The sequence below is a fragment of the Aeromicrobium flavum genome (genome assembly GCF_007992115.1).
GTDB lineage: Bacteria > Actinomycetota > Actinomycetes > Propionibacteriales > Nocardioidaceae > Aeromicrobium > Aeromicrobium flavum.
Map to the genome: position 1 here is coordinate 156,026 of NZ_BJZQ01000002.1, position 22,351 is coordinate 178,376.

Here is a 22,351-nt window from a genome sequence, read left to right on the forward strand (position 1 = left end):
CGGTGTCAGCGGGCCGCTGCTGCGGCGGCGCGTGCGGCGACGGGCAGGGCCTCGGCCAGTCTAGACAGGGGGGCGGAGTCGACCTCGGGGTCGTGGGCCGCCGAGACGAACCACGACTCGTACGCGCTCGGGGGCAGGTAGACCCCCGCGTCGAGCATGGCGTGGAAGAAGGCGGTGTAGGCGCCGGTGTCCTGGGCCTGGGCGCCCGCGAAGTCGGTGACGGGCTCGGTGACCCCCCAGAAGACGCTGAACATGGTGCCGGCCGTCTGGACGACGTGCTGCACGCCGGCCTCGGTGAGGGCACCGGTGACGAGCGCCTGCACCTGCGTCGACGTCGCGGCGAGGCGCTCGTAGACCTCGGGCGTGGCCAGGCGCAGCGTCGTCAGACCGGCGGTGGTGGCGACGGGGTTCCCCGAGAGCGTGCCGGCCTGGTAGACGGGACCGATCGGCGCGAGCAGGTCCATGACGTCGGCGCGACCGCCGAACGCGGCGGCCGGGAAGCCGCCGCCCATGACCTTGCCGAAGGTCATGAGGTCGGGCTGCCAGCCCTCGACGGCGCCGTCGAGGTCCCAGTGGCCCCGGCGTGCGGCCCGGAAGCCGGTCATGACCTCGTCGCTGATGAACAGGGCGCCGTGTGCGGCGCAGGTGCGCGCGAGGTGCGCGTTGAAGCCCGGCGCCGGCGGGACGACGCCCATGTTGCCGGCGGCGGCCTCGGTGATGACGCACGCGATCTGGTCGCCGTACTCGGCGAACGCGACGTCGACGGCGGCCGGGTCGTTGAAGGGCAGGACGATCGTGTCGGCCGTGACGTGCGCGGGCACGCCGGGCGTGCCGGGGATGCCCAGCGTGACGACGCCGGAGCCGGCCTCGGCCAGCAGCGCGTCGACGTGGCCGTGGTAGCAGCCGCTGAACTTCACGATCTTGTCGCGACCGGTGAACCCGCGGGCCAGCCGGATGGCCGACATGGTGGCCTCGGTGCCGGACGAGACCATCCGGACCCGCTCGACGGGCGTGCGGTCGACGATCTCCTCGGCCAGCAGGACCTCGGGCTCGGCGGGCGTGCCGAAGCTCGTGCCGCGCGCCGCGGCCGCGGTGACGGCCTCGATGACCTCGGGGTGCGCGTGACCCAGCAGCATCGGGCCCCAGGAGCCGACGAGGTCGACGAACCGGTTGCCGTCGGCGTCGGTCAGCCAGGCTCCGGCGCCGGACGCCATGAAGCGCGGGGTGCCGCCCACGGCGCGGAACGCGCGCACCGGCGAGTTCACCCCGCCCGGCGAGACCTGCTTGGCCCGGGCGAACAGCGCCTCGGATGCGGTCGTGCTCATGTGAACTCCTTTCGGCAGCGCTGGCAGTGACGTTTGCGGGGGCGACACGCCGTGTCCGACCCCGGAAACGTCACGCTCAGCGCTTCAGGCGGGCGGCGACCTCGGCCGCCCAGTAGGTCAGGACGATGTCGGCGCCGGCGCGGCGGATCGACAGCAGGGACTCGTCGATCGCGCGGTCGCGGTCGATCCAGCCGTTCGCGGCGGCGGCCTCGATCATCGCGTACTCGCCCGACACCTGGTACGCCGCGACCGGGAGGTCGACCGCGAGCCGCACGTCGGCGAGGACGTCGAGGTAGGACATGGCCGGCTTGACCATGACGATGTCGGCACCCTGCTCGACGTCGAGGAGGGTCTCGCGCAGCGCCTCGCGACGGTTGGCCGGATCCTGCTGGTAGGTGCGGCGGTCGCCCTGGAGCGACGAGTCGACGGCCTCGCGGAACGGTCCGTAGAAGGCCGAGGCGTACTTGGCGGCGTAGGCCAGCACGATCGTGTCGAGGTGCCTGGCCTCGTCCAGCGCGTCGCGGATCACGCCGACCTGGCCGTCCATCATCCCGCTCGGCGCGACGACGTGGGCGCCGGCGGCGGCCTGCGCCACCGCCATCTGCGCGTAGACCTCAAGGGTGGCGTCGTTGTCGACCTGCCCTTCGGCGTCGAGCACACCGCAGTGGCCGTGGTCGGTGAACTCGTCCAGGCACAGGTCGCTCATCACCAGCAGGCCGTCGCCGACCTCGGCGCGGGCGTCGGCGATCGCGACGTTGAGGATGCCGTCGGGGTCGCAGGCGCCGGAGCCCACGGCGTCCTTGCGCTCGGGCACGCCGAACAGCATGACGCCGCCCAGGCCCAGCGCGGCCGCCTCCGAGTACGCCCGGCGCGCGGTGTCGCGGGAGTGCTGGACGACGCCCGGCATGCTCGCGATCGGCCGGGGCTCGGACGCCCCCTCGGCCACGAACATCGGCAGCACCAGCTGCGACGGGACCAGGTGCGTCTCGCGGACGAGCCGGCGGACGGCCGCGGACGACCGCAGCCGGCGGGGACGCTCGATCATGCTGCCTCCTTCAGGACGTGATCCCGGTGCGCCGCTCGCTCGAGCGACGCGCCGGGTTCACACGTGGATCAGGCCTTGCGGCGCGAGGACGGCTTCTTCTGCGACGGGCGCAGCACGGGCTCGCCTGCCTCCAGGAACTGCACGCGACGCTGCTCGCCGAACTGCGCGAGCGCGTCGGCCAGCTCCTCGGCGGACGGCTTCTCGGCCATCACGTCGACGCGCAGGCCGTGCTCCTCGGCCGTCTTGGCCGTGGCCGGGCCGATGCAGGCGATGATCGTCGTCGCGTGCGGCTTGCCGGCGATGCCGACGAGGTTGCGCACGGTCGAGCTCGACGTGAACAGCACGGCGTCGAACTTGCCCGACTTGATCGCCTCACGGGTCGGCGCCGGCGGCGGCGAGGCCCGGACGGTGCGGTACGCGGTGACGTCGTCGACCTCCCAGCCCAGCTCGACCAGGCCGGCGGCCAACGTCTCGGTGGCGATGTCGGCGCGCGGCAGGAACACCCGGTTGATGGGGTCGAGCAGCTCGTCGAACGGCGGCCAGTCCTCGAGCAGGCCGCGACCGGACTGCTCGCCCGACGGCACGAGGTCGGGACGGATGCCCCACGTCTCGATCGCCTGGGCGGTCTTCTCGCCGACGGCGGCGATCTTCAGGCCGCTGAAGGCACGGGCATCGAGGCCGTACTCCTCGAACTTCTCGCGGACGGCCTTGACGGCGTTGACGCTGGTGAAGGCGACCCACTCGTAGCGGCCCTCGACGAGGCCGCGGACGGCCTTGTCCATCTGCTGCGGGTTGCGGGGCGGCTCGACCGAGATGGTCGGGACCTCCTCGGAGACCGCGCCGTACATGCGCAGGCGCGCGGCGAGGGTCTGCGACTGCTCCTTGGTGCGGGGCACCAGGACGCGCCAGCCGTACAGCGGCTTGGTCTCGAACCACGACAGCGCGTCGCGCATCGCGACGACCTCGCCGACGACGATGATCGCCGGCGGAGCCATCTGCGACGCGGCGGCGTCGGCGGCGATGTTCTCCAGGGTCGAGACGACCGTCTCCTGGCGGGTGGTGGTGCCGAGGCGGGTCATGGCGACCGGCGTCTCGGGCGAGCGACCGGCCGCGACGAGGCCGGTGGCGACCTCGGCGATGCGGCCGACGGCCGAGAGCAGCACGAGCGTCTCGTGACGCGCGGCCTCGCTCCAGTCGACGGTCGAGTCGCCGACGCTGACGACCTTGAACTCACGGTGCTGCTTGTCGGTCAGCGGCACGCCGGCGTAGGCCGGGACGGCCGAGACCGACGAGATGCCGGGCACGACCTCGAAGGAGATGCCGGCCTTGGCGCAGGCCATGGCCTCCTCGGGGCCGGTGGCGTACGTGAACGGGTCGCCGACCATGAGGCGCACGACGTGCGCGCCGGTCTTGGCGTGCTTGACGACGAGCTTGCCGCGGGCGGCGTGGGTGAGGATCTCGCCGGAGGCGTTGGTGCCGCCGTCGACGACCTCGGCTCCGTTCGTGACGAGAGCCTCCTGCTCGGGGGCTTCGACGATCACGACGTCGGCCTGGGCGAGCAGTTCAGCGGCTCGTACGGTCAACAGGCTGGCGTCGCCGGGACCGGCACCGACGAAGCTGACCCGCCCGGCCGAGGGCCGGGTGGTCGTCGCGGTGGTGGAGGGGGACGTGGGCATCGCGGAGGTGGTGGACACGCTCTTCCTTGCTTTCATCAGTGGCGGAGTGTCGTGCGGGGAGGTCATGCGGGGGTGGCCGATCCCATGAGCTGATCGGCGCCGTCGGCCAACATCTCCTGGGCCAGGCGGCGCCCGAGGGCGGCCGCCTCTGCAGGAGCACCCACGGCCGAACGGCGGATGACAGGTGCGCCGGAGAGGTCTCCGACGACGGCGCGCAGCCAGAGCTCGTCTCCGTCGTCCCCCCAGACGACGTCGGCGAGGGCTCCGACGGGCGCGGAGCACCCGGCCTCAAGGGTGTTGAGGAGGGCGCGCTCGGCCGTGACGGCGGCCCGGGTGTCCGGGTCGTCGAGCACGGCGAGCAGTGCAGTGGTCGCGGCATCATCGGCGCGGCACTCACAGGCGAGGGCTCCCTGGCCGGGAGCGGGCAGCATCTGGATCGGGTCGAGGATCTCGGTGGCCTCGTCGGCGCGGCCGAGCCGCAGCAGGCCGGCGCGCGCCAGGACGATGCCGTCGAGGTCGCCGCTCGTGACCTTGCGGATCCGGGTGTCGACGTTGCCGCGCAGCCCGGTGATCTCGATGCCGAGGCCCAGGGCGTTCAGCTGGCTGATGCGCCGCGGGCTGCCGGTGCCGACGCGGGCGCCGCGGGGCAGCTCGCCGAGGGTGAGGCCGTCGCGGGCGATCAGGACGTCGCGCGGGTCCTCGCGCTGCGGCACGGCGGCCAGCGTCAGGCCGTCGGCCGGCGTCGTGGGCAGGTCCTTGAGCGAGTGGACCGCGAGGTCGACCGTGCCGTCGAGCAGCGCCTCGCGGACGGCGGCGACGAAGACGCCGGTGCCGCCGATCTGCGCGAGCGGCGCGCTGGAGCGGTCGCCCTCGGTCGAGATCTCGACGAGCTCGACCTCGACGCCGTGCGCCTCACGCAGGCGGTCGGCGACCCAGCCGGACTGGGTGGTGGCCAGCGCGCTGGCCCGGGTTCCGAGGCGGATCATGCGGGATCACCTCCGGGGTCGGTGACGGCGCTGACGGCCGCCGGGTCGAGCTGGAACAGGTGCGCCAGGGCATCGGCGTAGGTGAGGTTCTCGGGGCCCTCGACGAGCTCCTTCACGCGCACGGTGGGCTGGTGGATGAGCTTCTCGGCGACCCGCCGCAGCGCGCGACGGACCTCGTCGAGCTGGGCCTCGTCCAGGCCGTGCAGGCGCGACTCGAGGCGGGCCGACTCGGAGCTGACGACCTCGGTGGCCATGCTGCGCAGCGCCACGACGGTGGGCGTGACCTTGGCCTGCTGGCGACCGGCCAGGAAGGCGTCGACCTCGGACTGGACGATCTCGCGGACCTGCTCGACGTCCTCGGCGACGGAGTCGGCCGAGGCACGCTCGGCGAGCACCTCGATGTCGACGATCGTGACGTGGTCCAACTCGCGGACGTCGGGCGCGACGTCGCGGGGCAGGGCCAGGTCGATCACGGTCAGGGCGCGGCCGTCGCCGGTGGCGCGGGCGACCCGCTCGCGGTCGAAGACGAAGCCGGTGGCGCCGGTGCACGTGACGAGCACGTCGGCGGCCGACAGCTCGACGTCGAGCGACTCCCAGCGCACGGCGCTGACGCCGTGGCTGGCGACGAGCTCGAACGCGCGCTGGAACGTGCGGTTGGCCACCCAGATGCGCGACGGCGCGACGCCTCGCTCGATCAGGGTGCGGACCGCGAGCCGGCTCATGGTGCCCGCACCCGCGACGAGGAAGCGCGTGTCGGGCGCCGAGACGACGTCGCCGGCCGTGTCGAGCGCGGCGGTGACGATCGACGGCGCGAGGCGGTCGATGCCGGTCTCGGCGTGGCCGCGCTTGCCGATCCGCAGCGCCTGCTGGAACAGCGCGTTGAGGCTGGCGCCCATCGTGGACTCGGCCTGCGCCCGGTGCAGGGCCTCGCGGACCTGCCCGAGGATCTGGCTCTCGCCCAGGATCATCGAGTCCAGGCCCGCGGCCACCCGGAACAGGTGCGCGACGGCGGCCTGGTCGTAGTGGACGTACACGTGCGGCAGCAGCGCGTCGCGGTGCAGCCCGGACTGGTCGGCCAGCAGCTGGGCCAGGTCCTCGACCGAGCCGTGGAAGCGCTCGGCCTCGACGTAGACCTCGACGCGGTTGCAGGTGGAGATGACCGCGGCCTCGCTGATGGCCGGGACCTCGAGCGCCTGGTGCGACAGCTTGACCGTCGCATCGGTGTCGAGCGAGACCTGCTCCAGCAGGTCCACCGGCGCGGACCTGTGCGACAGGCCGACGACCAGAACGCTCATGAGAGAACCGCCTCCTCGGCAGGTTCCGCCTGGCGGCGGTGTGCGTGGTAGCCCAGGATCTGCAGCTCGGCGGCCACGTCGACCTGGCGCAGGTCGACCGCGTCGGGCACCTGCAGAGCGGTGGGCGCGAAGTTCAGGATGCTGGTGATGCCGGCGGCGACGAGGGCGTCGGCGACGCTCTGGGCGGCGGCCGGCGGCGTCGCGATGATCGCGAGGGACACCTCGCCGTGCTCGATGACGTCGGAGAGGGTGTCGATCGACCGCACCTCGTGACCGCCGACGACGGTGCCGACGAGATCGGGGTCGGCGTCGACGACCGCAGCGACCTTGACCCCCCGGGCGCCGAAGCCCTGGTACGCGGCCAGCGCCGAGCCCAGGTGGCCGGCACCGACGATGACGACCGGCCACGGCTGGGTCTGGCCGACGACGGTGGCGATGTGCCCGGCCAGGAAGCGCACGTCGTAACCGACGCCGCGCGTGCCGTAGGAGCCCAGGTGCGACAGGTCCTTGCGGACGATCGCGGAGTTGACGCCGGCCGCGGTGGCGAGGTGCTCGGACGAGCACACGTCCGTCCCTCGCTCGGCCAGCTCGTCCAGCGCACGCAGGTAGAGCGGGAGCCGGGCCACGGTGGCGTCGGGGATCCCAGCTGGGCTGCGAAGAATGGTCACGGTGCTCCTGCGCCGCGGAATGACGGGAATTTTTAGCCGTAGCGCCCGGTCAGTCTAAGAGTTTGGGAACCCTTTCACAAAATCGAGAGCGCTCGTGCATCCGGTTCAGCGGTCATCCGTGGTGAGTCCGTCGACGGTCCCGGTGATGCGGTTCCACAGGAATGGCGCCAACGTCCGGGTGAACGTCGCGGTCAGATGGTGGCTGTCGCGGTAGACGTTCACGCCGCCGATCATCGCGGGGCACACGTCCTCGAGGCAGTAGAAGTCGGTCATGTCGATCCGGTACGCACCGTCGGTCATCCGGGCGGCCTCGCCGAAGGGATCGCCGTACGGGAACGCGTCCTCGCGCTTCACCGAGCACGTGCTCTCGTCCCAGGAGTCCACCCGGTCCAGGCACTTCGCCGGGGGCTGGCCGTTGTCCGGGTTGTCGACGAGGGCGGCCACCGGGACGCCCAGCCTCGTGGCCCGGGTCCAGGCCGCCGAGAGCGCCTTCGCCTGCTCCGTGCGCGACCCCGCGAGGTTGCGGGCCAGGCCGGTCGTGACGATCAGGTCGATGTCGCTGCTGTTCTGCTCGATCCATTCCTCGACGTTGGCCCGCCACGCCGGACACGTGTCGAGGACCTCGGCAGCCGCGACGCGGCCCGGCGGGTCGGTCGACCAGGCGCAACCACCCTTGAGGTGGGTCGTCAGCGAGAGCTCGCCGATCTCGGCCAGCCGCACGAAGGCCGGGAGCATGGCGCGGGCGTGGGAGTCACCCACGAGCACGACGCGCGGCCGGTCGCCCGCCCGCTCGCCGAAGTCGCACGACTTGAGCTCGACCTGGTCGTTCTTGCCCCAGCACTGGCTGCGGCCGCCCCAGTCGCGTGAGACGTCGGGACCGGCCGGGACCCTCATCGTGGCGAGGTCGGGGTTCTCGCACTCCCCCGCCGGCGGCATCGAGGCCGCGCCGAAGCACTCGGGCATGTCGGCGTTGACGCGCGCAGTCAGCTCCTGGGCGCGCTGCTCCTCGGCGTCGCCGGCCTGCCAGCCGTACGCCGCGACCGAGACCACGACCGCCGCCGCGGCCACGGAGGCCAGACCGGTCACGACGGGGCGGCGCATGCCGCCGCGCGTGCCGAAGCGGATCGGGTTCTCGACGAGGTGCATCGTCAGCCAGGCCGCGACGAACGTGCCGACGAGGATGCCCACCCGCGGGGCGAAGCCGAGCTCCTCGCCGAGGATCTCGGGCAGCAGGATGATCGGGGGCCAGTGCCACAGGTACATCGAGTACGACAGGTCGCCCGTCGCCTGCACGGGTCGCCACGCCATCAGCGGGGTCGGCGACAGGGGGCCGGCCGGCGATCCGGCGGCGATGACGAGCAGCGTCGCCAGCACCGGGGCGATGGCCGCGGTGCCGGGGAACGGGGTCAGCTCGTCGTACAGGAACGAGCACGCGGCGATCACGCCGAAGCCCAGCCACGAGGCGGGGATCGCGACCCGCGCCGGCAGGCGCACCCGGCCGGCCGCCACCACGAGAGCGAACACCGCTCCGGCGCCGAACTGCCAGGCCCGGGCCGGCGTGGCGAAGTACGCCAGCTGGGGGTGCTCGGCCGTCAGCCACAGCGAGTACAGGAAGCTCACCAGCGTCACGGTCGCCAGGACGGCGAGCACCACGACGCGGCGCGACCGGCCAGTGCGGCGTGCGATGACGAGGCCGGCGATCACCAGCAGCGGCCAGACGAGGTAGAACTGCTCCTCCACCGAGAGCGTCCAGTAGTGCTGCACGCTCGAGGGGATGCCGTCCGCGGCGAGGTAGTCCACCGCGTCCGCCGCCAGCACCCAGTTCTCGACATAGAGCGTCGAGCCGATGATCTCGCGGAAGTTCTGGGTCCACTGCGCCGACGGCAGCCACACGAGCACACCGATGGCCGAGACCAGCAGCACCAGGTAGGCGGCCGGGAGCAGGCGCCGCGCGCGGCGCGCCCAGAACCGCGCCAGGTCGACCCGGTCGTCCCGGTCGACCTCGCGCATGAGGTGACCCGTGATCAGGAAGCCCGAGATGACGAAGAAGACGTCGACGCCGATGTAGCCGCCGCTGAGGCGCCCCGGCCACAGGTGGAAGCCGACGACCGCCAGGACGGCGACCGCCCGGAGGGCCTGGATCTCGAGGCGCATCGTCAGCGGCCGCGGCGGAGCACGCTCAGCAGGCCGCCACCGGTGCTCTTCGTCTGGGCGAGGCGCGCCTCGAGCTCGGCGATCCGCTTCTCGGCGCGGGCGACGCGCCCCTCGGCGCGGGCGATGCCCTCGTGGGCGGCGCGCGCCGTGTTCCACGCCCGCAGGTCGAGGATCTCGGGCGCGCTGGACCGTGGCCGGACCACGAGGCTCGGACGGATCTGCGCCTCGGCGACCGCCCGGTCGAAGGGGGCCCCGCCCGCGGGCAGGTCGAGCACGTGCCGCAGGCCGTGCTTCTCGAGGAACCCGGCGAAGCGCGCCACGCGCTCGGGGTGGTTGGCGACGAGCGGACCGTAGTCGGACGCCTCGAAGAGCCGCTGGGGCGTGAGCTCGCGCGTGTGCGCGGTGACGGCGGTGTGCGGGATCTCGAAGTACTCGCACAGCTCCTGCGTGCGGCTGTCGTGCACGATCACGTGGGCGGGCGTCCCGGCCAGCAGCGACGCGATGTTGCCGTGGATGCGGTGCCCGACCGTGAAGTCGCGGGCGGCCATCGCGTCGATCCACGTCGGCGCGTGGCAGTACAGGACCGCCCGGTCGTCGCGGATGGCCCGGTGGCGGATGGACGCGGGGTACTCGGGCGAGGCCGCCTTGACCGCCGGGCCGCCGAGCATCGCGTCGAGGTCCTTGAGGTCCTGGGCGACGTACTCCGTGCGGGGATGGCGGGTGAAGACGTCGTCGACCCAGCCCTTCGGGATGGGGACGTGGGGCGTCAGGTTGATGCTGACCTTCGTCGCGGCGTCGAACGCCGGCGCCGTGTCGCGGATCGACAGGTCGGCCCCGCGCAGGAACATCGACGGGCAGCCGATGACGTCGATCTCGGCGAACCCGAGCCCGTTCAGGTACCCGGCGGTGCGCTCGCCCCGCACGCCCAGGGACGGACCGCGGGACAGGACCGCGCGCATGAAGCGGCGGGCGGCCGCGTCGACCTCGTCCGTCGTCTCGACCGTGCCGTCGAGCTTGAACTGGCCGCCGACGCCGAGGATCGTCACCGGCACGGTCAGGCGCTCGATCGCCTCGGTCAGCGCCGTCAGGTTGGGCAGGAAGTCGGGCCGGAACGCGTTCGCCAACGGGATGACCACGTGGCGACCTTCGTCGTTGAGCCGGTCGACACTGCGCAGGAGGGTGCGCAGGTTGTTGGCCTCGACGTCGACGCCGTCGACCGTGAGCGACCGCTGCGCGGACGCCGCGAAGACCAGGTTGCCCGAGTTCTTGCCGCAACCGACCCGGAACCTCGCCATGGAGGGCGGGTTCAGCGGATCGACGTACCGGCGGACGTAGATGCGATCTGACACGCTATGCAGTCTCCCCGACGCGGCCACGGAAGGCCACGCCACCCCCGCGGGACGACCGGCCGATCACCGTCGCGCGAGCGCCGCCCGGAGGCGGTCGGGGTCGACCCGCCAGAAGTCGTGCTGGCGGCCGTCGACGAACGTGACGGGCACCTGGTCGGTGAAGCGCTGCTGCAGGTCGGGGTCGGTGTCGATGTCGACGCGGGCCCACCCGTCGCCGGTGTCCGCGACGACCTGGGCGACCAGCTGCTCGGCGGCCTCGCAGAGGTGGCAGCCGGCGCGCGAGTAGACGACGACGCGAGCGTCGTCGGCGTGGGCGACGGTCATGCCGGATCCGACTTCACGAGGGCACGCAGGCGACCCTTGGCGACCTTGCCCGTGGGCGAGTGCGGCAGGGCGGCCACGACGATCACCCGTGACGGCACCTTGAAGCGGGCGAGGCGCTCGGCGGCGATCGCGCGCACGGCCTCCTCCACCGGGGCGGCGTCGCCCTCCAGGTCCTCGGGCACCACGAACGCCACGACGGCCTCGCCGGTGCGCTCGTCCTCGACCCCGATCACGGCGACCGACTCGACACCGGGCGCGTCGACGATCGCCTCCTCGATCTCGGAGGGGTACACGTTGAAGCCCGAGACGTTGATCGTCTCCTTGAGCCGGTCGACCAGGACGAGGTTGTCGGCGTCGTCGAGCAGGCCGATGTCGCCGGTGGCCCACCAGCCCTCGGCGTCGGGCCCGTCGGAGCCGTCCGGCCAGTAGCCCGAGAAGAGATTGGCGCCGCGCACCCAGATCTGGGCGGGGTCGCCGGGGGCGGCCACCTGCCCGAGGAAGTCGCGCAGCGCGATCTCGACGCCCGGCAGCGGGCGGCCCACGGAGCCTCCGGGCGGCAGCTCGCCGGGCGCGCGGCCGTCGCCGATCGTCATCGTGAGGACGGGGGCCGTCTCGGTCAGTCCGTAGCCCTGCTCGACCGGCTGGCCCGAGAGGGCGTGGAACGCCTCGGCGAGCTCGGGGTCGAGGGCGGAGGCGCCCGAGACGATGAGGCGCACCCCGGCGAGCGCCTCGCGCAGACCGGACAGGCCGACACACGCCGAGATGACCGGCGGCGCGACCGGCAGGTTCGTGATGTGCCGCTCGGCGATCTCCGCCAGCAGGCTCCCGGGATCGAACTCCTCGACGAGCACGACCGCCGCACCCACCCGGACCGACAGCGACAGCACGCAGTTGAGCCCGTAGATGTGGAACATCGGCAGCAGCCCGAGGACGACGTCGTCGGGCCGGATGACCGGCGGCGAGTCGACCTCCAGGAGCTGGTCGAGGTCGGCGACCAGCGCCCGGTGGGTCAGCATCACCCCCCGCGGCAGGCCGGTGGCACCGGACGTGAACAGCACGACGGCCAGCGACTCGGGATCGGGCGGCGCGACGGGCGTGGCGTCGACCGCGTGCTCGAGCAGCGCGCCGAAGCGCAGCTCACCCTCCTGGGGCGCGGCCCGGTGGACGACGATGACCGAGTCGCCGGTGTCGGCCTGGCGGACCTGCGTGATCGACTGCGCGTCGCCGACGACGATCTTCGGCGCGCACGCCGCGACCATCCGCGAGATCTCGCGCGGGGTGGCCCGGGGGTTGATCGGCACGGCGACCATGCCGCCGCGAAGCACCCCGTAGTAGGCCACGGCGAGGTCGATGCCGTTGCTCATCACGAGGGCGACCCGCTGACCGGCGAGCACGCCGCGGCCGAGCAGGGTCTGGGCGACGCGATCGGCCCACTGGTCGAACTCCGCCCAGGTCACCCGGCGCTCCGTGCGCGGCTCGATCAGGGCGATGCCCTCGGGATCTCGACGCGCGGTCTCGCGCAGATCGTCACTGACGTTGACGGCCATGGCGACGAGTCAACCACACCTCGTCACTCCCGTTCGTGGATACAGTGGCGCCATGTCTCCGCGCCATGGAACGGGCCCGCCCCGGAACCTGCAGGCGCGATCGATCCTGGCCGGTCAGGCCGCGGCGGCCGCCGCCGAGGTCGAGCAGGCGCTGGCCCAGCCGGCCGACCCGACCGCCGCCGCGTTCTTCGACGTCGACAACACGATCATGCAGGGCGCGTCGATCTTCCTGCTCGCCCGCGGCCTCCACGAGCGCGAGTTCTTCTCGACCCGCGACATCGCCCGGGCGGCCTGGCAGCAGGCCTACTTCAAGTACGTGGGCGTCGAGGACGCCGAGCACATCTCGCAGGCGCGCAACGCGGCCCTGCAGTTCATCGCCGGGCACGAGGTGCGCGAGCTCGAGGAGATCGGCGAGGAGGTCTTCGACGAGTACATGGCGGCGAAGATCTGGCCCGGCACCCGCGCGATGGCGCAGTGGCACCTCGACCGCGGGCAGCGGGTGTGGCTGCTGACCGCCGCGCCGGTCGAGATCGCCCAGGTGATCGCCCGCCGCCTCGGACTGACCGGCGCGCTGGGCACGGTGGCCGAGCACGTCGACGGCGTCTACACGGGCCGCCTCGTCGGCGAGATGCTGCACGGCGAGAGCAAGGCCGTCGCCGTGCGGGCGCTGGCCGAGTCCGAGGGCCTCGACCTCGACCGCTGCTACGCCTACTCCGACTCGTCCAACGACATCCCGATGCTCTCGCTCGTCGGCCACCCGTGCGCGGTCAACCCCGACGGCGCGCTGCGCGCCCACGCCAAGGAGAACGGCTGGCTGGTGCGCGACTACCGCACGGGGCGCAAGGTGGCCTCGGTCGGCGCCAAGGCCGCCGCGGCGGGAGCGGTCAGCTCCGTCGCCTGGCTGATCGCCCGGCGACTGCGACGCTCCTAGTCCTCGACCGGCGGCCGACGGCGCTCCGGCGGGGCGCCGAGCCGGTCGTAGTCCTCGTCCGCGAGCGGCGGCAGCTCGCTCTGGGCCTCGGGAGCGAGGGCGGGCAGCAGCATCGCGACGTAGCGGCGCCGGACCGTGCTCGAGGCGACCGGCGAGTTGAGTCCCAGCACGATCATGCGCAGCAGCCAGTAGAGGTCGACCGGCTCGAGATCGCGGCGCAGGACGCCCCGGACCTGCCCCCGTCGCAGCAGCTCGACGAACGGCTCCGCCAGCTCGTCGAGGGCCTCGTCGGTGACGTGACTGATCCCGACCTCGCTCAGCACCGGGGCGTACCGGCCGACGACCTCGACAAACCGCTCGGCGACCTCCAGCAGGTCGGCGTCCTCGGCACCCTCGACGAGCGGCATGAGCTCCTCGGCGAAGATCCGCCGGAACGCCGCGCTCTCGAGCGCCGTCCGGTTCGGGAAGTGCCGGTAGACGGTGGCGACGCCCACCCCCGCCTCGGCCGCGATGCGTTCCATCGAGGGGGTGCCCTCCTCGGCCCAGAGGCGCTGGACGGCGACGAGGATGCGCTCGGCGTTCGCCCGCGAGTCGCGCCGTGACATACGTCTCCCCTGCCCTGCTGGTCCCGTTCCACCCCCCATCCTAGGATATGAGAGTCACCTATCACTTCGTGAGGAAGACCTGTGTCCACTCTCCTGTACCGCTGGGGCAAGACCGCCTTCGCGCACCCCGCCCGCTTCCTGGGCGCCTGGCTCGTCCTGCTGGCCGTCATCATCGGCTCCATCGCGCTGAACGCCCCCAAGCTCAGCAGTGAGGTGACGATCAACGGCGTGCCCGCGCAGCGGGTACTGGAGCAGCTCGAGGACGAGTTGCCCGCCGCGGCCGGTGGTGCGGGACAGATCGTCTACCGGGCACCGCAGGGCGGCACGTTCTTCGACGAGCAGCTCGTCGCGCCGCTGGCCGCCTCGATGGACGCCATCTACGGCAACGACGAGGTCGTCAACCCCGCCGAGCTGGCCGGGTCGGCGAAGGACCAGGCCGCCGCCCAGCAGCAGGCCGCCGCCCAGGTGGAGGCCGCGGAGCAGGCGATGGCCGCGGTCCGCGCGGGCCAGGAGCTGGAGCAGCCGGTCCCGCTCGTCGTCGAGGGGCAGCTGGTCCCGGGCGTCACGATCTCGCCCGACGGCACCGTCGCGATGGCCCAGTTCCAGTTCAAGAAGCAGATCATCGACCTGCCCGCCGGCGCGATCGAGGACATCCTCGACGCCGCCGAGGAGCCCCTGGCCGGCACCGACATCGAGGTGCTGCCGGGCTCGTCCCTGCAGGAGCTGCCCGAGGTCGCCGGTGCGGGCGAGGCGGTCGGCCTCGTCGTCGCCGCCGTCGTGCTCTTCCTCGTCCTCGGCTCCGTGGTGGCCGCCGGGCTCCCGCTGCTGACCGCCCTGCTCGGTGTCGGGGTGGGCGTCGGTGGCGCCTACGCCCTGGGCCACTTCTACGAGCTGGGCTCGATGAGCGTCGTCCTGGGCCTGATGCTGGGCCTCGCGGTCGGCATCGACTACGCCCTGTTCATCGTCAACCGCCAGCGGCGGCTCATCATGCGCGAGCGGCTCAGCGCCCACGAGGCGACCGGCCGCGCGGTGGGTACCGCGGGCAGCGCCGTGTTCTTCGCCGGCACCACCGTCGTCATCGCGCTGGCCGCGCTGACGATCATCGGCATCAGCCTGCTCGCCACGATGGCGATCATCGCCGCGGCCACCGTCGCGGTGTCCGTCGCCGTCGCCCTCACCGCCCTGCCGGCCCTGCTCGGCCTGGTCGGCGAGCGCATCGTCTCGCAGAAGGCCCGCACCCGCTTCGAGGGCCGGGAGGCTCAGGGCACCGACCACGGCACGGCCAGGCGCTGGGCGACCTTCCTGTCCCAGCACCGCTTCATCGCGGCCGCCTCGGTCGTGGTCGTCACGCTGGTCCTGGCCATCCCCGCCCTGGACATGCGCCTGGGCCTGCCCTCCAGCGAGAACTACAACTCCGGCACCGACCAGCGCGAGAGCTACGAGACCGTCAGCAACGCCTTCGGCGAGGGCCTCAACGGTCCGCTCCTGGTCGTCCTGTCCTCCACGTCCGATCAGCCGGTCGACCCGAAGGCCGCCGGCGCCGTCGTCGCCGAGCTGGGCGAGGTGAAGGACGTCGCCTCCGCCACCGCGTCGGGCATGAGCGAGGACGGCCGCACCGTGCTCGTCTCGCTGATCCCCGAGGCCGGCCCGACCGATCCGTCGACCGAGACCCTCGTGCACACCCTGCGCGACCGGTCGGCCGACTTCGGCGACCGGTACGACGTCGAGCTGGGCGTCACCGGCCAGACCGCCATGGGCATCGACATCGCCGAGAAGATGAGCGACGTCATGCCGATCTACTTGGGCATCGTCGTGCTGCTGTCGCTGGTCGTGCTGACCATCGTGTTCCGCTCGATCGTCGTGCCGCTCAAGGCGACGGCCGGCTTCCTCCTGACCATCCTGGCCACCCTGGGCGCCACCACCGCCGTGTTCCAGTGGGGCTGGCTCAACGGCCTGTTCGGGCTCGACTCGACCGGTCCGGTGATGGCGCTGCTGCCGATCCTCGTCACGGGCATCGCGTACGGGCTCGCGATGGACTACCAGGTCTTCCTGGTTTCCTCGATGCGCGAGTCGTGGGTCCACGGACACAGTGGGCGCGAGTCGGTGATCGACGGCTTCAGCCACTCCAGCCGGGTCGTCGTCGCCGCCGCGGTGATCATGACCGCGGTGTTCGCCGGCTTCATCTTCAACGGCGACCCGATGATCAAGCAGATCGGCTTCGCCCTGGCGATCGCCATCGCGATCGACGCCTTCCTCGTGCGGATGACGCTCGTGCCGGCGCTGATGGCCATGTTCGGCGACCGCGCCTGGCGCCTGCCGGCCTGGCTCGACCGCCTGCTGCCCGACCTCGACATCGAGGGCGACCAGCTGCTCAAGCGCCTCGGCGAGAAGCAGTCCTGAAGCGCTGGGCGTGACGTTTGCGGGGTCGAACACGGCGTGTCGACCCCGCGAACGTCACTGCCAGCGCGTCCGTGTAACACCTACGGCTCCTCGTGACAGGTACCCAGTGTCAGCAGTCCTGCGGGACTGCCCACTGAACGAGGAGAACCGCATGTTGAAGACCGCCCGCATCGGCACCGTCGCCGCCGGACTCGCCCTGTCGCTCGGCACCCTGACGGCCCCGGCCTTCGGGGACCGCCCGGACACCGCGCCCTGCGCCACCGAGACCACGCAGGTCACCCGCGCCGAGGCCCAGCTCGCCAAGGTCAACGCCGTGTTCGCAAAGCAGCAGGCGAAGGTCAAGAAGGCCAAGAAGCAGGTCCAGCAGGCCGACACGCGCGCCGAGAAGCGCAAGGCCGTCAAGAAGCTGAAGACCGCCAAGCAGGCTCGCACGAAGGTCGCCAAGACCAAGAAGGCCCAGGTCCAGCGTCTCGCCAAGGCGCAGGCGCGCCTCGCGAAGTGCCTGGCCAACCAGCCCAGCTGACCTTCACGAAACCTCCTCCGCACCGGTCGTGCTGTCGCGACCGGTGCGGAGGTTCGCCTCACTGGAGTGCTGAGGCAATGGGGCCGGTCCGCCCAACACCCCCTCCCGGGTGGGCCGGCCCCTCCTCATGTCCGCCCGAGGGACTCAGCGTCCCGGCGCCGCCCCCGGGAGCGTCCGCAGGTCCTCCCGGGTCACCGCGTGACCCAGCCGGCGCAGCCCGCGGTGGCGCGCCACCCGCAGCGCCACGGCGCTGACGCCCAGCACCTCGGCCGCGACCTTGGGCTCCATCCCGAGCCCGTCGACGAGGCCGACCGCCGCTCGCTCGCGCGGGGGCAGCTGGGCCAGCAGCGCGCGCACCCCGTCCCGGTGCGCGATCTCCACTCCGTGGTCGGGCTCCGGCTCGAGCAGCTCGCCGACCTCTCCGGGGTGCGTGTTCCGTCGCTGCCACGTGCGCCGCGACGTGGCGCTGATCCGGCGGGCGATGCCGAAGAGCCATCCCCCGAAGTCGTCGGACGAGCCCTCGAACTGGGCGATCTTCGCCGCCGCCACGGACCAGGCCTCGCTCGCCACGTCCTCGGCGGCCGCCGCCGCGTCGCCGGTGGGACGGGTCTGGAGCCAGACGACCAGTCGACCGGCGTGGGCCCGGTAGAGCTGGCGCCACGCCTCGGGCTCGCCGCCCTTGGCGCCGGCCACGACCGCGTCGTCAGCCACCCTGGTCGCCCCGCTCGCGCTCCTGTCGGGCCTCGGCGCTTCGGCCGGCGTCGCCCGCCTCCCGGTCCGGCTTCTCCTGGGCCCGGCCGTTGCCGTCCTGGTTGCCGCGACCCTGGCCCTGACCGGGCGGGTCGTCCCGGTCCTGGCCCTTGCGCTTGCCGTTGTCGCCCTTGTCCTCACGGCGGGTCTCCCCCTGGCCCGGGTTCGACTCCTTCGGGGCGGCGTCGCGCGATCCGCGGCCCGGCGCGTCCTGCTCGCGCGGCTCGGCCGGGGACTCGTCCACCGGATCGTCCGGCGGGGCGGGCGACGGGTCGTTCCATCGCGGCGGCAGCTGGGCGGCCGGACCGGTGCCGGAGTCGGCGCCCGAGTCGCCCCCGGAGCGGTCGGGCGCGGGAGGCGGGAGCGTGGCCTCCTGCTTCAGGGGCGAGGACGGGACGCCCGGCACGTCGATCGCGCCGACCGCCCAGGCGCCGCCCACGGAGATCGCGCTGACCCCCAGGAAGGATGCGGCCACGACCGCGAGGCGGTGCCGGTGGGCCAGGTGCGGGACACGACTGGACCGCGCGGTCGCGGCCAGCCGCTGGACGAGGTCCTCGGACGGTTCGAGGACCGGGGCGTCCAGGCGCAGGTCGGGGCGTCCGTGGGACATCTCGCGCCTCCTTGCGTGGCTCGGGTCAGATGAAGGGGTTGCCGCGCTCGACGAGCAGGTTGTAGAGCGTCTGCTGGATCGTCTCGCGGACCTGGTCGGTGACGTTGAACAGCAGCATCGGGTCGTCGGCGGCCTCGGGCGGGTACGCGTCGGTGCGCACCGGCTCGCCGAACTCGATGATCCACTTGCTCGGCAGCGGGACCAGGCCCAGCGGGCCGAGGAGCGGGAAGAACGGGGTGATCGGGATGTATGGCAGGCCCAGCAGCCGCGCGAGCGAGGGGATGTTGCCGATCAACGGGTAGATCTCCTCGGCGCCCACGATCGACACCGGGATGATCGGCACCTGCGCCCGCATCGCCGAGGAGACGAACCCGCCCCGGCCGAAGCGCTGCAGCTTGTACCGCTCGCTGAACGGCTTGCCGACGCCCTTGAAGCCCTCGGGCCACACGGCCGCGAGCTCGCCGGACGTGAGCAGTCGCTCGGCGTCCTCGGCGCAGGCCAGGGTGGCGCCCATCTTGCGCGCGATCTGCCCCACGTACGGGAGGCGGAACACCAGGTCGGCCCCGAGGGGGCGGATCGGCCGGCCGGCGTACTTGCGCACCGCATAGCCGGTGATGAGTCCGTCGACGGGCACCGTGCCGGAGTGGTTGGCCACCAGCAGCGCACCGCCGTCGGCGGGGATGTTCTCGACGCCGCGCACCTGGAGGCGGAACCAGCTCTCGGCCAGCGGCTCGACGACGTGCGAGAGCAGGTCGAGCACCTCCGGGTCGAGCCCGAACTCGTCGACCGCGTAGTCGCCCGAGAGGCGGCGGCGCAGGCTGCCGACGATCTCGGTCATCGTGGTCTGCCAGTCGGCGCCGAGCAGGCGCCGGGCTCCCTCGGCGAACGCGGCCGCGACGTCCTCGGGGTCGATGTCGGCCGTGGCCTCCTGCGGGGGCTCCTGGCGCGGCGCCTCGTCCTCGGTGACGGCGTGCAGGTGACGCTGGCGCCCCGTGCCGATCGGCTGCTCGGCCGCCGCCGGGCCGCTGGGGTCCTGCGCGCTGGGCGCGACCTTCGGCGTCGGCTCCTCGACCGGGGCGGCCTTCTTCGGGGCGGCCTTCTTCGCGGCGGCCTTCTGCGGGGACGCCTTCGCGGCGGCGGGCTTCTTCTTCGCCGCCGTGCGCGCCGGCGCGGAGGTGGCCGCCTCGGCCCGGGCCTCCGACGTGGGCTTCGCGCCGGTTGCCTTCCGGGCCGCGGCCTTCGTGGCCGGCGGCTTCTTCGCAGCGGGCTTCTTCGCCGCAGGGCCGGCGAGCGACCGGGCGGCGCGCGAAGGCGACGTCGACCCGTTGCCCCGTCCGGCGCGGCCGGACGTGCCGATGCCCTTCAGGTCGTCCTTCATCGCGTGATCCCCCAAGCGTGCAGCAGACCCGGGCGCGCCGTCTCGGCGTACCACTCGAAGGTCTCGCGCGTCGTGTGACGGGGACTGTAGCCGAAGATCTCGCGCAGGGCCGTGGTGTCCAGCACCCGGCCGTAGGTCAGCAGCCGGTGCAGGCCCGGCGACACGTCCGACCCCATGAAGTGCACCATCCGGCCGAGCACCGCACCGAACCCCACGGGCGGCAGGGGCACGGTGGGCTTGCCGAGCATGCGGGCGGCCTGGGTGAGCATCACGATGCCGTCGCCGGCCACGTTGAACGTGCCGGGATGGTCCTCGAGCGCGGCCGCGCTGATGACCTCGAGGGCGTCCTGCGGGTGCAGCAGCTGCAGCCGGGCATCGAACCCCATCGGCACGGGCAGCACCGGATTGGAGAGGTAGGTGCTCAGGACCGTCGGGAAGTGCGGCGACAGCCACTGCGCCATGCGCAAGGTGGTGACGCACACGTCGGGACGGCGCCGCGCGAAGCCGCGCGTGTACCCCTCGACCTCGACGATGTCCTTGGAGAACCCTGACTTCGTCCCGCCGCGCGCCGTCGCCGACTCGGTGAAGACGGCGGGGTCGCGCGGCGAGGCGCCGTACACGGCGGCACTGCTGGCCAGCACGACGCGCTTGACCGTGTCGGAGCGCTGGCAGGCCGCGAGGACCTGCATCGTGCCGATGACGTTGATCTCCTTGGTGGCACTGCCAGAACCCCGCGGACGGATCGGCGCCAGGTCCATGTGGACCACGGTGTCGACGTCCTCGACGGCGAGAACCTTGGAGATGACCGGCGTGCGGATGTCCGCACGCACGAACTTGACTGACCCGAGATCGTCGGTGGGCAGGGTCGTGTCGACTGCGACGACCCTGACATCCCCCGCTTCAGCGATGCGCCGCGCGGCAAGAGCCACGCCGGGCGTGGCCGCGCCCGTGACGAGGACGACCCCGGACATCGGTCACTTGCCCAGACGGCGACGCTGCACGCGAGTGCGCTTCAGCATCTTGCGGTGCTTCTTCTTCGACATCCGCTTACGGCGCTTCTTGATGACAGAACCCACGACTCACCTCGATCTGATCTTTCACTCACAGGACAGACCAAACACTAGGCGATCGCACCTGCCCCGCGCACACGCGGTCGTGCAGGCCACGACGGCAGCCCACGGTCCGCCCCCGGGCGGACCGTGGGGTGCGTCAGCCTGCTTGGTAGAACGACTTGCTCAGCAGTTCTTCGACCGCGTGCTCAGGCACACGGAAGGAACGGCCCACACGCACGGCCTCGAGCTCGCCCGAGTGGACGAGCCGGTACACCGTCATCTTCGAGACACGGATCTGGTCCGCGACCTCGGCAACGGTCATGAAGCGGGTTCCCTCAGTCATCTCCACACCATCCTCCCAGGGCACGCGCGCTCTCCGGCTTCCCCACCGGAGAGTGAGCGCGCGTGCTTGATGTGAAGACTAGTGGCACATGGGTCGCCTGTGAACACAAAGTTTGAAAGTCTCCGCGCCGCCGCGTACCTTACGCGCTTCCCGGCCTGCATCTGTACCGTCCGCGTACAGTGAAACACCCAGTTACAGCGGGAAATTACCTCAATACGAGGGATCGAGGCCGTTCAGCGGAAAAGTTTCAGTCCGCGTGGCCTGGATCGACCGATCCAGCCACGATGCGGGATCGTAGCCCTCTTCCCAGCGTCGGTAGAGGGCGCGGCGACCGTCGGTCATGCGGGTCGGCGCGGGCTGTCCGCGAAGCTGCTCGACCGCCCGCCGCCACCCCTCGGGGGTCTCGGTCTCGGGCGGGAGCGGGTTGCCGCTGACGATCGCCAGCAGGTGCCCCCAGGCCCGCGGCACGACGTCGACGACCGCGTAGCCGCCGCCCCCCGTGGCGAGCCAGCGACCGCCGGTGATCTCCTCGGCGAGGTCGCGCACGGCGAGGTACGACGCGCGCTGGCCGTCGACGCTGAGCATCAGGTTGGTCAGCGGGTCGTCCATGTGGGAGTCGCAGCCGTGCTGGCTGACGATGACCTCCGGGGCGAACTCCCGCACGATCGCCGGCACGATCGCGTGGAAGGCGCGCAGCCAGCCCGCGTCGGACGTGCCGGGCGGCAGCGGCACGTTGACCGCCGACCCCTCGGCGCCCTCCGCCCCGACCTCGGTGGAGTAGCCCGTGCCCGGGAACAGGGTCTGCGGCGACTCGTGCAACGAGATCGTCAGCACCCGGGGGTCGTGGTAGAAGATCGCCTGCACGCCGTCGCCGTGGTGGGCGTCGACGTCGATGTAGACGATCTTCTTCGCCCCGTGGTCGAGCATCCACTGGATGCCCATCGCCACGTCGTTGTAGACGCAGAAGCCGCTGGCCCGACCGGGCATCGCGTGGTGCAGGCCGCCGCTGACGTTGATCGCGCGCTTGCGCTCGCCCGTCCAGACCAGCCGTGCCGCCTCGAGGCTGGCACCCGCGATCAAGGCGCTCGCGTCGTGCATGCCGCGGAACACGGGGTTGTCCTCGGTGCCGAGCCCGTGCGCGGCGTCGGTGTGGGTGGGGTGCTTGCTCAGGTTGACGACGCGCTCGACGTAGTCGGGCGTGTGGACGCTGAGCAGCTCGTGCTCGGTGGCGGGCCGCGCACCGACCACGTCGAGCCCCTCCAGGACGCCGAGCTCCTCGGCGAGCGCCATCGTCAGCTTGACCCGCACGGGCGCCATCGGGTGCGACGGCCCGAAGTCGTAGTCGGTGAGGCGTTCGTCGAACACCACCGCGGCGCGATCGTCCATGCCG

The 22,351-nt window shown here is 72.4% G+C and carries 21 protein-coding genes; 3 read left to right on the forward strand and 18 right to left on the reverse strand.

Going from position 1 to position 22,351, the window contains the following annotated elements; genetic code table 11:
• Positions 1–5 precede the first annotated feature (5 nt).
• From hemL to AFL01nite_RS03845, 10 genes are all read right to left on the reverse strand, one after another.
• Entirely contained in the window at positions 6–1,325 is a 1,320-nt protein-coding gene (gene hemL / locus AFL01nite_RS03800; protein WP_146825838.1) for a glutamate-1-semialdehyde 2,1-aminomutase, read from the reverse strand.
• A 76-nt stretch (positions 1,326–1,401) separates the two neighbouring features.
• Complete coding sequence (hemB, locus tag AFL01nite_RS03805) at positions 1,402–2,370, reverse strand: porphobilinogen synthase (RefSeq protein ID WP_146825839.1); 969 nt, start codon at positions 2,368–2,370, stop codon at positions 1,402–1,404.
• Positions 2,371–2,438: 68 nt separating this feature from the next.
• Positions 2,439–4,046 carry a uroporphyrinogen-III C-methyltransferase gene (gene cobA, locus AFL01nite_RS03810; RefSeq protein WP_146825978.1) on the reverse strand — a complete coding sequence of 536 codons (1,608 nt, stop codon included), beginning with the start codon at positions 4,044–4,046 and terminating at the stop codon, positions 2,439–2,441.
• Between the two features lie 62 nt (positions 4,047–4,108).
• Positions 4,109–5,032, reverse strand: coding sequence for a hydroxymethylbilane synthase (gene hemC, locus AFL01nite_RS03815; protein ID WP_146825840.1), 924 nt, complete (start codon positions 5,030–5,032; stop codon positions 4,109–4,111).
• The gene (locus AFL01nite_RS03820) at positions 5,029–6,327 is read right to left on the reverse strand and encodes a glutamyl-tRNA reductase (RefSeq protein WP_146825841.1); all 1,299 of its coding nucleotides are present in this window, start codon (positions 6,325–6,327) and stop codon (positions 5,029–5,031) included. The genes hemC and AFL01nite_RS03820 overlap by 4 nt, the downstream gene beginning before the upstream one ends.
• Positions 6,324–6,995, reverse strand: a complete 672-nt coding sequence (locus AFL01nite_RS03825; protein ID WP_146825842.1) for a redox-sensing transcriptional repressor Rex — start codon at positions 6,993–6,995, stop codon at positions 6,324–6,326. The genes AFL01nite_RS03820 and AFL01nite_RS03825 overlap by 4 nt, the downstream gene beginning before the upstream one ends.
• Before the next feature lie 105 nt (positions 6,996–7,100).
• A complete protein-coding gene (locus tag AFL01nite_RS03830) occupies positions 7,101–9,149 on the reverse strand; it encodes an acyltransferase family protein (RefSeq protein ID WP_146825843.1) in 2,049 nt (682 codons plus the stop codon).
• Positions 9,150–9,151: 2 nt separating this feature from the next.
• On the reverse strand, positions 9,152–10,498 hold the full coding sequence (locus AFL01nite_RS03835) for a polysaccharide pyruvyl transferase family protein (protein ID WP_146825844.1): 1,347 nt from the start codon (positions 10,496–10,498) through the stop codon (positions 9,152–9,154).
• Between the two features lie 63 nt (positions 10,499–10,561).
• Positions 10,562–10,822 carry a glutaredoxin family protein gene (locus AFL01nite_RS03840; RefSeq protein ID WP_146825845.1) on the reverse strand — a complete coding sequence of 87 codons (261 nt, stop codon included), beginning with the start codon at positions 10,820–10,822 and terminating at the stop codon, positions 10,562–10,564.
• Complete coding sequence (locus AFL01nite_RS03845; protein ID WP_146825846.1) at positions 10,819–12,369, reverse strand: class I adenylate-forming enzyme family protein; 1,551 nt, start codon at positions 12,367–12,369, stop codon at positions 10,819–10,821. Before AFL01nite_RS03845 ends, AFL01nite_RS03840 begins: the two co-directional genes overlap by 4 nt.
• Before the next feature lie 52 nt (positions 12,370–12,421).
• Between AFL01nite_RS03845 and AFL01nite_RS03850 the strand changes: the two genes are divergently transcribed.
• The gene (locus AFL01nite_RS03850) at positions 12,422–13,300 is read left to right on the forward strand and encodes an HAD family hydrolase (RefSeq protein WP_146825847.1); all 879 of its coding nucleotides are present in this window, start codon (positions 12,422–12,424) and stop codon (positions 13,298–13,300) included.
• On the opposite strand, the gene AFL01nite_RS03855 is transcribed toward AFL01nite_RS03850, so the two are convergent.
• Positions 13,297–13,905, reverse strand: coding sequence for a TetR/AcrR family transcriptional regulator (locus tag AFL01nite_RS03855; protein ID WP_186813796.1), 609 nt, complete (start codon positions 13,903–13,905; stop codon positions 13,297–13,299). The genes AFL01nite_RS03850 and AFL01nite_RS03855 overlap by 4 nt on opposite strands.
• A gap of 81 nt (positions 13,906–13,986) precedes the next feature.
• Here AFL01nite_RS03855 and AFL01nite_RS03860 point away from each other — a divergent pair, with 81 nt between their 5' ends.
• A complete protein-coding gene (locus AFL01nite_RS03860) occupies positions 13,987–16,305 on the forward strand; it encodes an MMPL family transporter (protein ID WP_146825849.1) in 2,319 nt (772 codons plus the stop codon).
• 151 nt (positions 16,306–16,456) lie between these two features.
• A complete protein-coding gene (locus tag AFL01nite_RS03865; RefSeq protein ID WP_146825850.1) occupies positions 16,457–16,828 on the forward strand; it encodes a hypothetical protein in 372 nt (123 codons plus the stop codon).
• A 144-nt stretch (positions 16,829–16,972) separates the two neighbouring features.
• Here AFL01nite_RS03865 and AFL01nite_RS03870 read toward each other — a convergent pair whose 3' ends face one another.
• The 7 genes from AFL01nite_RS03870 to AFL01nite_RS03900 form a co-directional block, all read right to left on the reverse strand.
• Positions 16,973–17,539 (reverse strand): RNA polymerase sigma factor, encoded by a 567-nt coding sequence (locus tag AFL01nite_RS03870; protein WP_186813797.1) that lies wholly within the window; start codon positions 17,537–17,539, stop codon positions 16,973–16,975.
• Positions 17,532–18,188 (reverse strand): hypothetical protein, encoded by a 657-nt coding sequence (locus AFL01nite_RS15255; protein WP_186813798.1) that lies wholly within the window; start codon positions 18,186–18,188, stop codon positions 17,532–17,534. Before AFL01nite_RS15255 ends, AFL01nite_RS03870 begins: the two co-directional genes overlap by 8 nt.
• A 25-nt stretch (positions 18,189–18,213) precedes the next feature.
• On the reverse strand, positions 18,214–19,566 hold the full coding sequence (locus AFL01nite_RS03880) for a lysophospholipid acyltransferase family protein (protein ID WP_146825853.1): 1,353 nt from the start codon (positions 19,564–19,566) through the stop codon (positions 18,214–18,216).
• Complete coding sequence (locus AFL01nite_RS03885) at positions 19,563–20,537, reverse strand: NAD-dependent epimerase/dehydratase family protein (RefSeq protein WP_146825854.1); 975 nt, start codon at positions 20,535–20,537, stop codon at positions 19,563–19,565. The genes AFL01nite_RS03880 and AFL01nite_RS03885 overlap by 4 nt, the downstream gene beginning before the upstream one ends.
• Before the next feature lie 3 nt (positions 20,538–20,540).
• The gene (locus AFL01nite_RS03890) at positions 20,541–20,642 is read right to left on the reverse strand and encodes a 30S ribosomal protein bS22 (protein ID WP_019143756.1); all 102 of its coding nucleotides are present in this window, start codon (positions 20,640–20,642) and stop codon (positions 20,541–20,543) included.
• A gap of 133 nt (positions 20,643–20,775) precedes the next feature.
• Positions 20,776–20,961, reverse strand: coding sequence for a helix-turn-helix domain-containing protein (locus tag AFL01nite_RS03895; protein ID WP_146825855.1), 186 nt, complete (start codon positions 20,959–20,961; stop codon positions 20,776–20,778).
• A 210-nt stretch (positions 20,962–21,171) separates the two neighbouring features.
• Positions 21,172–22,347 (reverse strand): acetoin utilization protein AcuC, encoded by a 1,176-nt coding sequence (locus AFL01nite_RS03900; protein WP_146825856.1) that lies wholly within the window; start codon positions 22,345–22,347, stop codon positions 21,172–21,174.
• Positions 22,348–22,351: the final 4 nt, after the last annotated feature.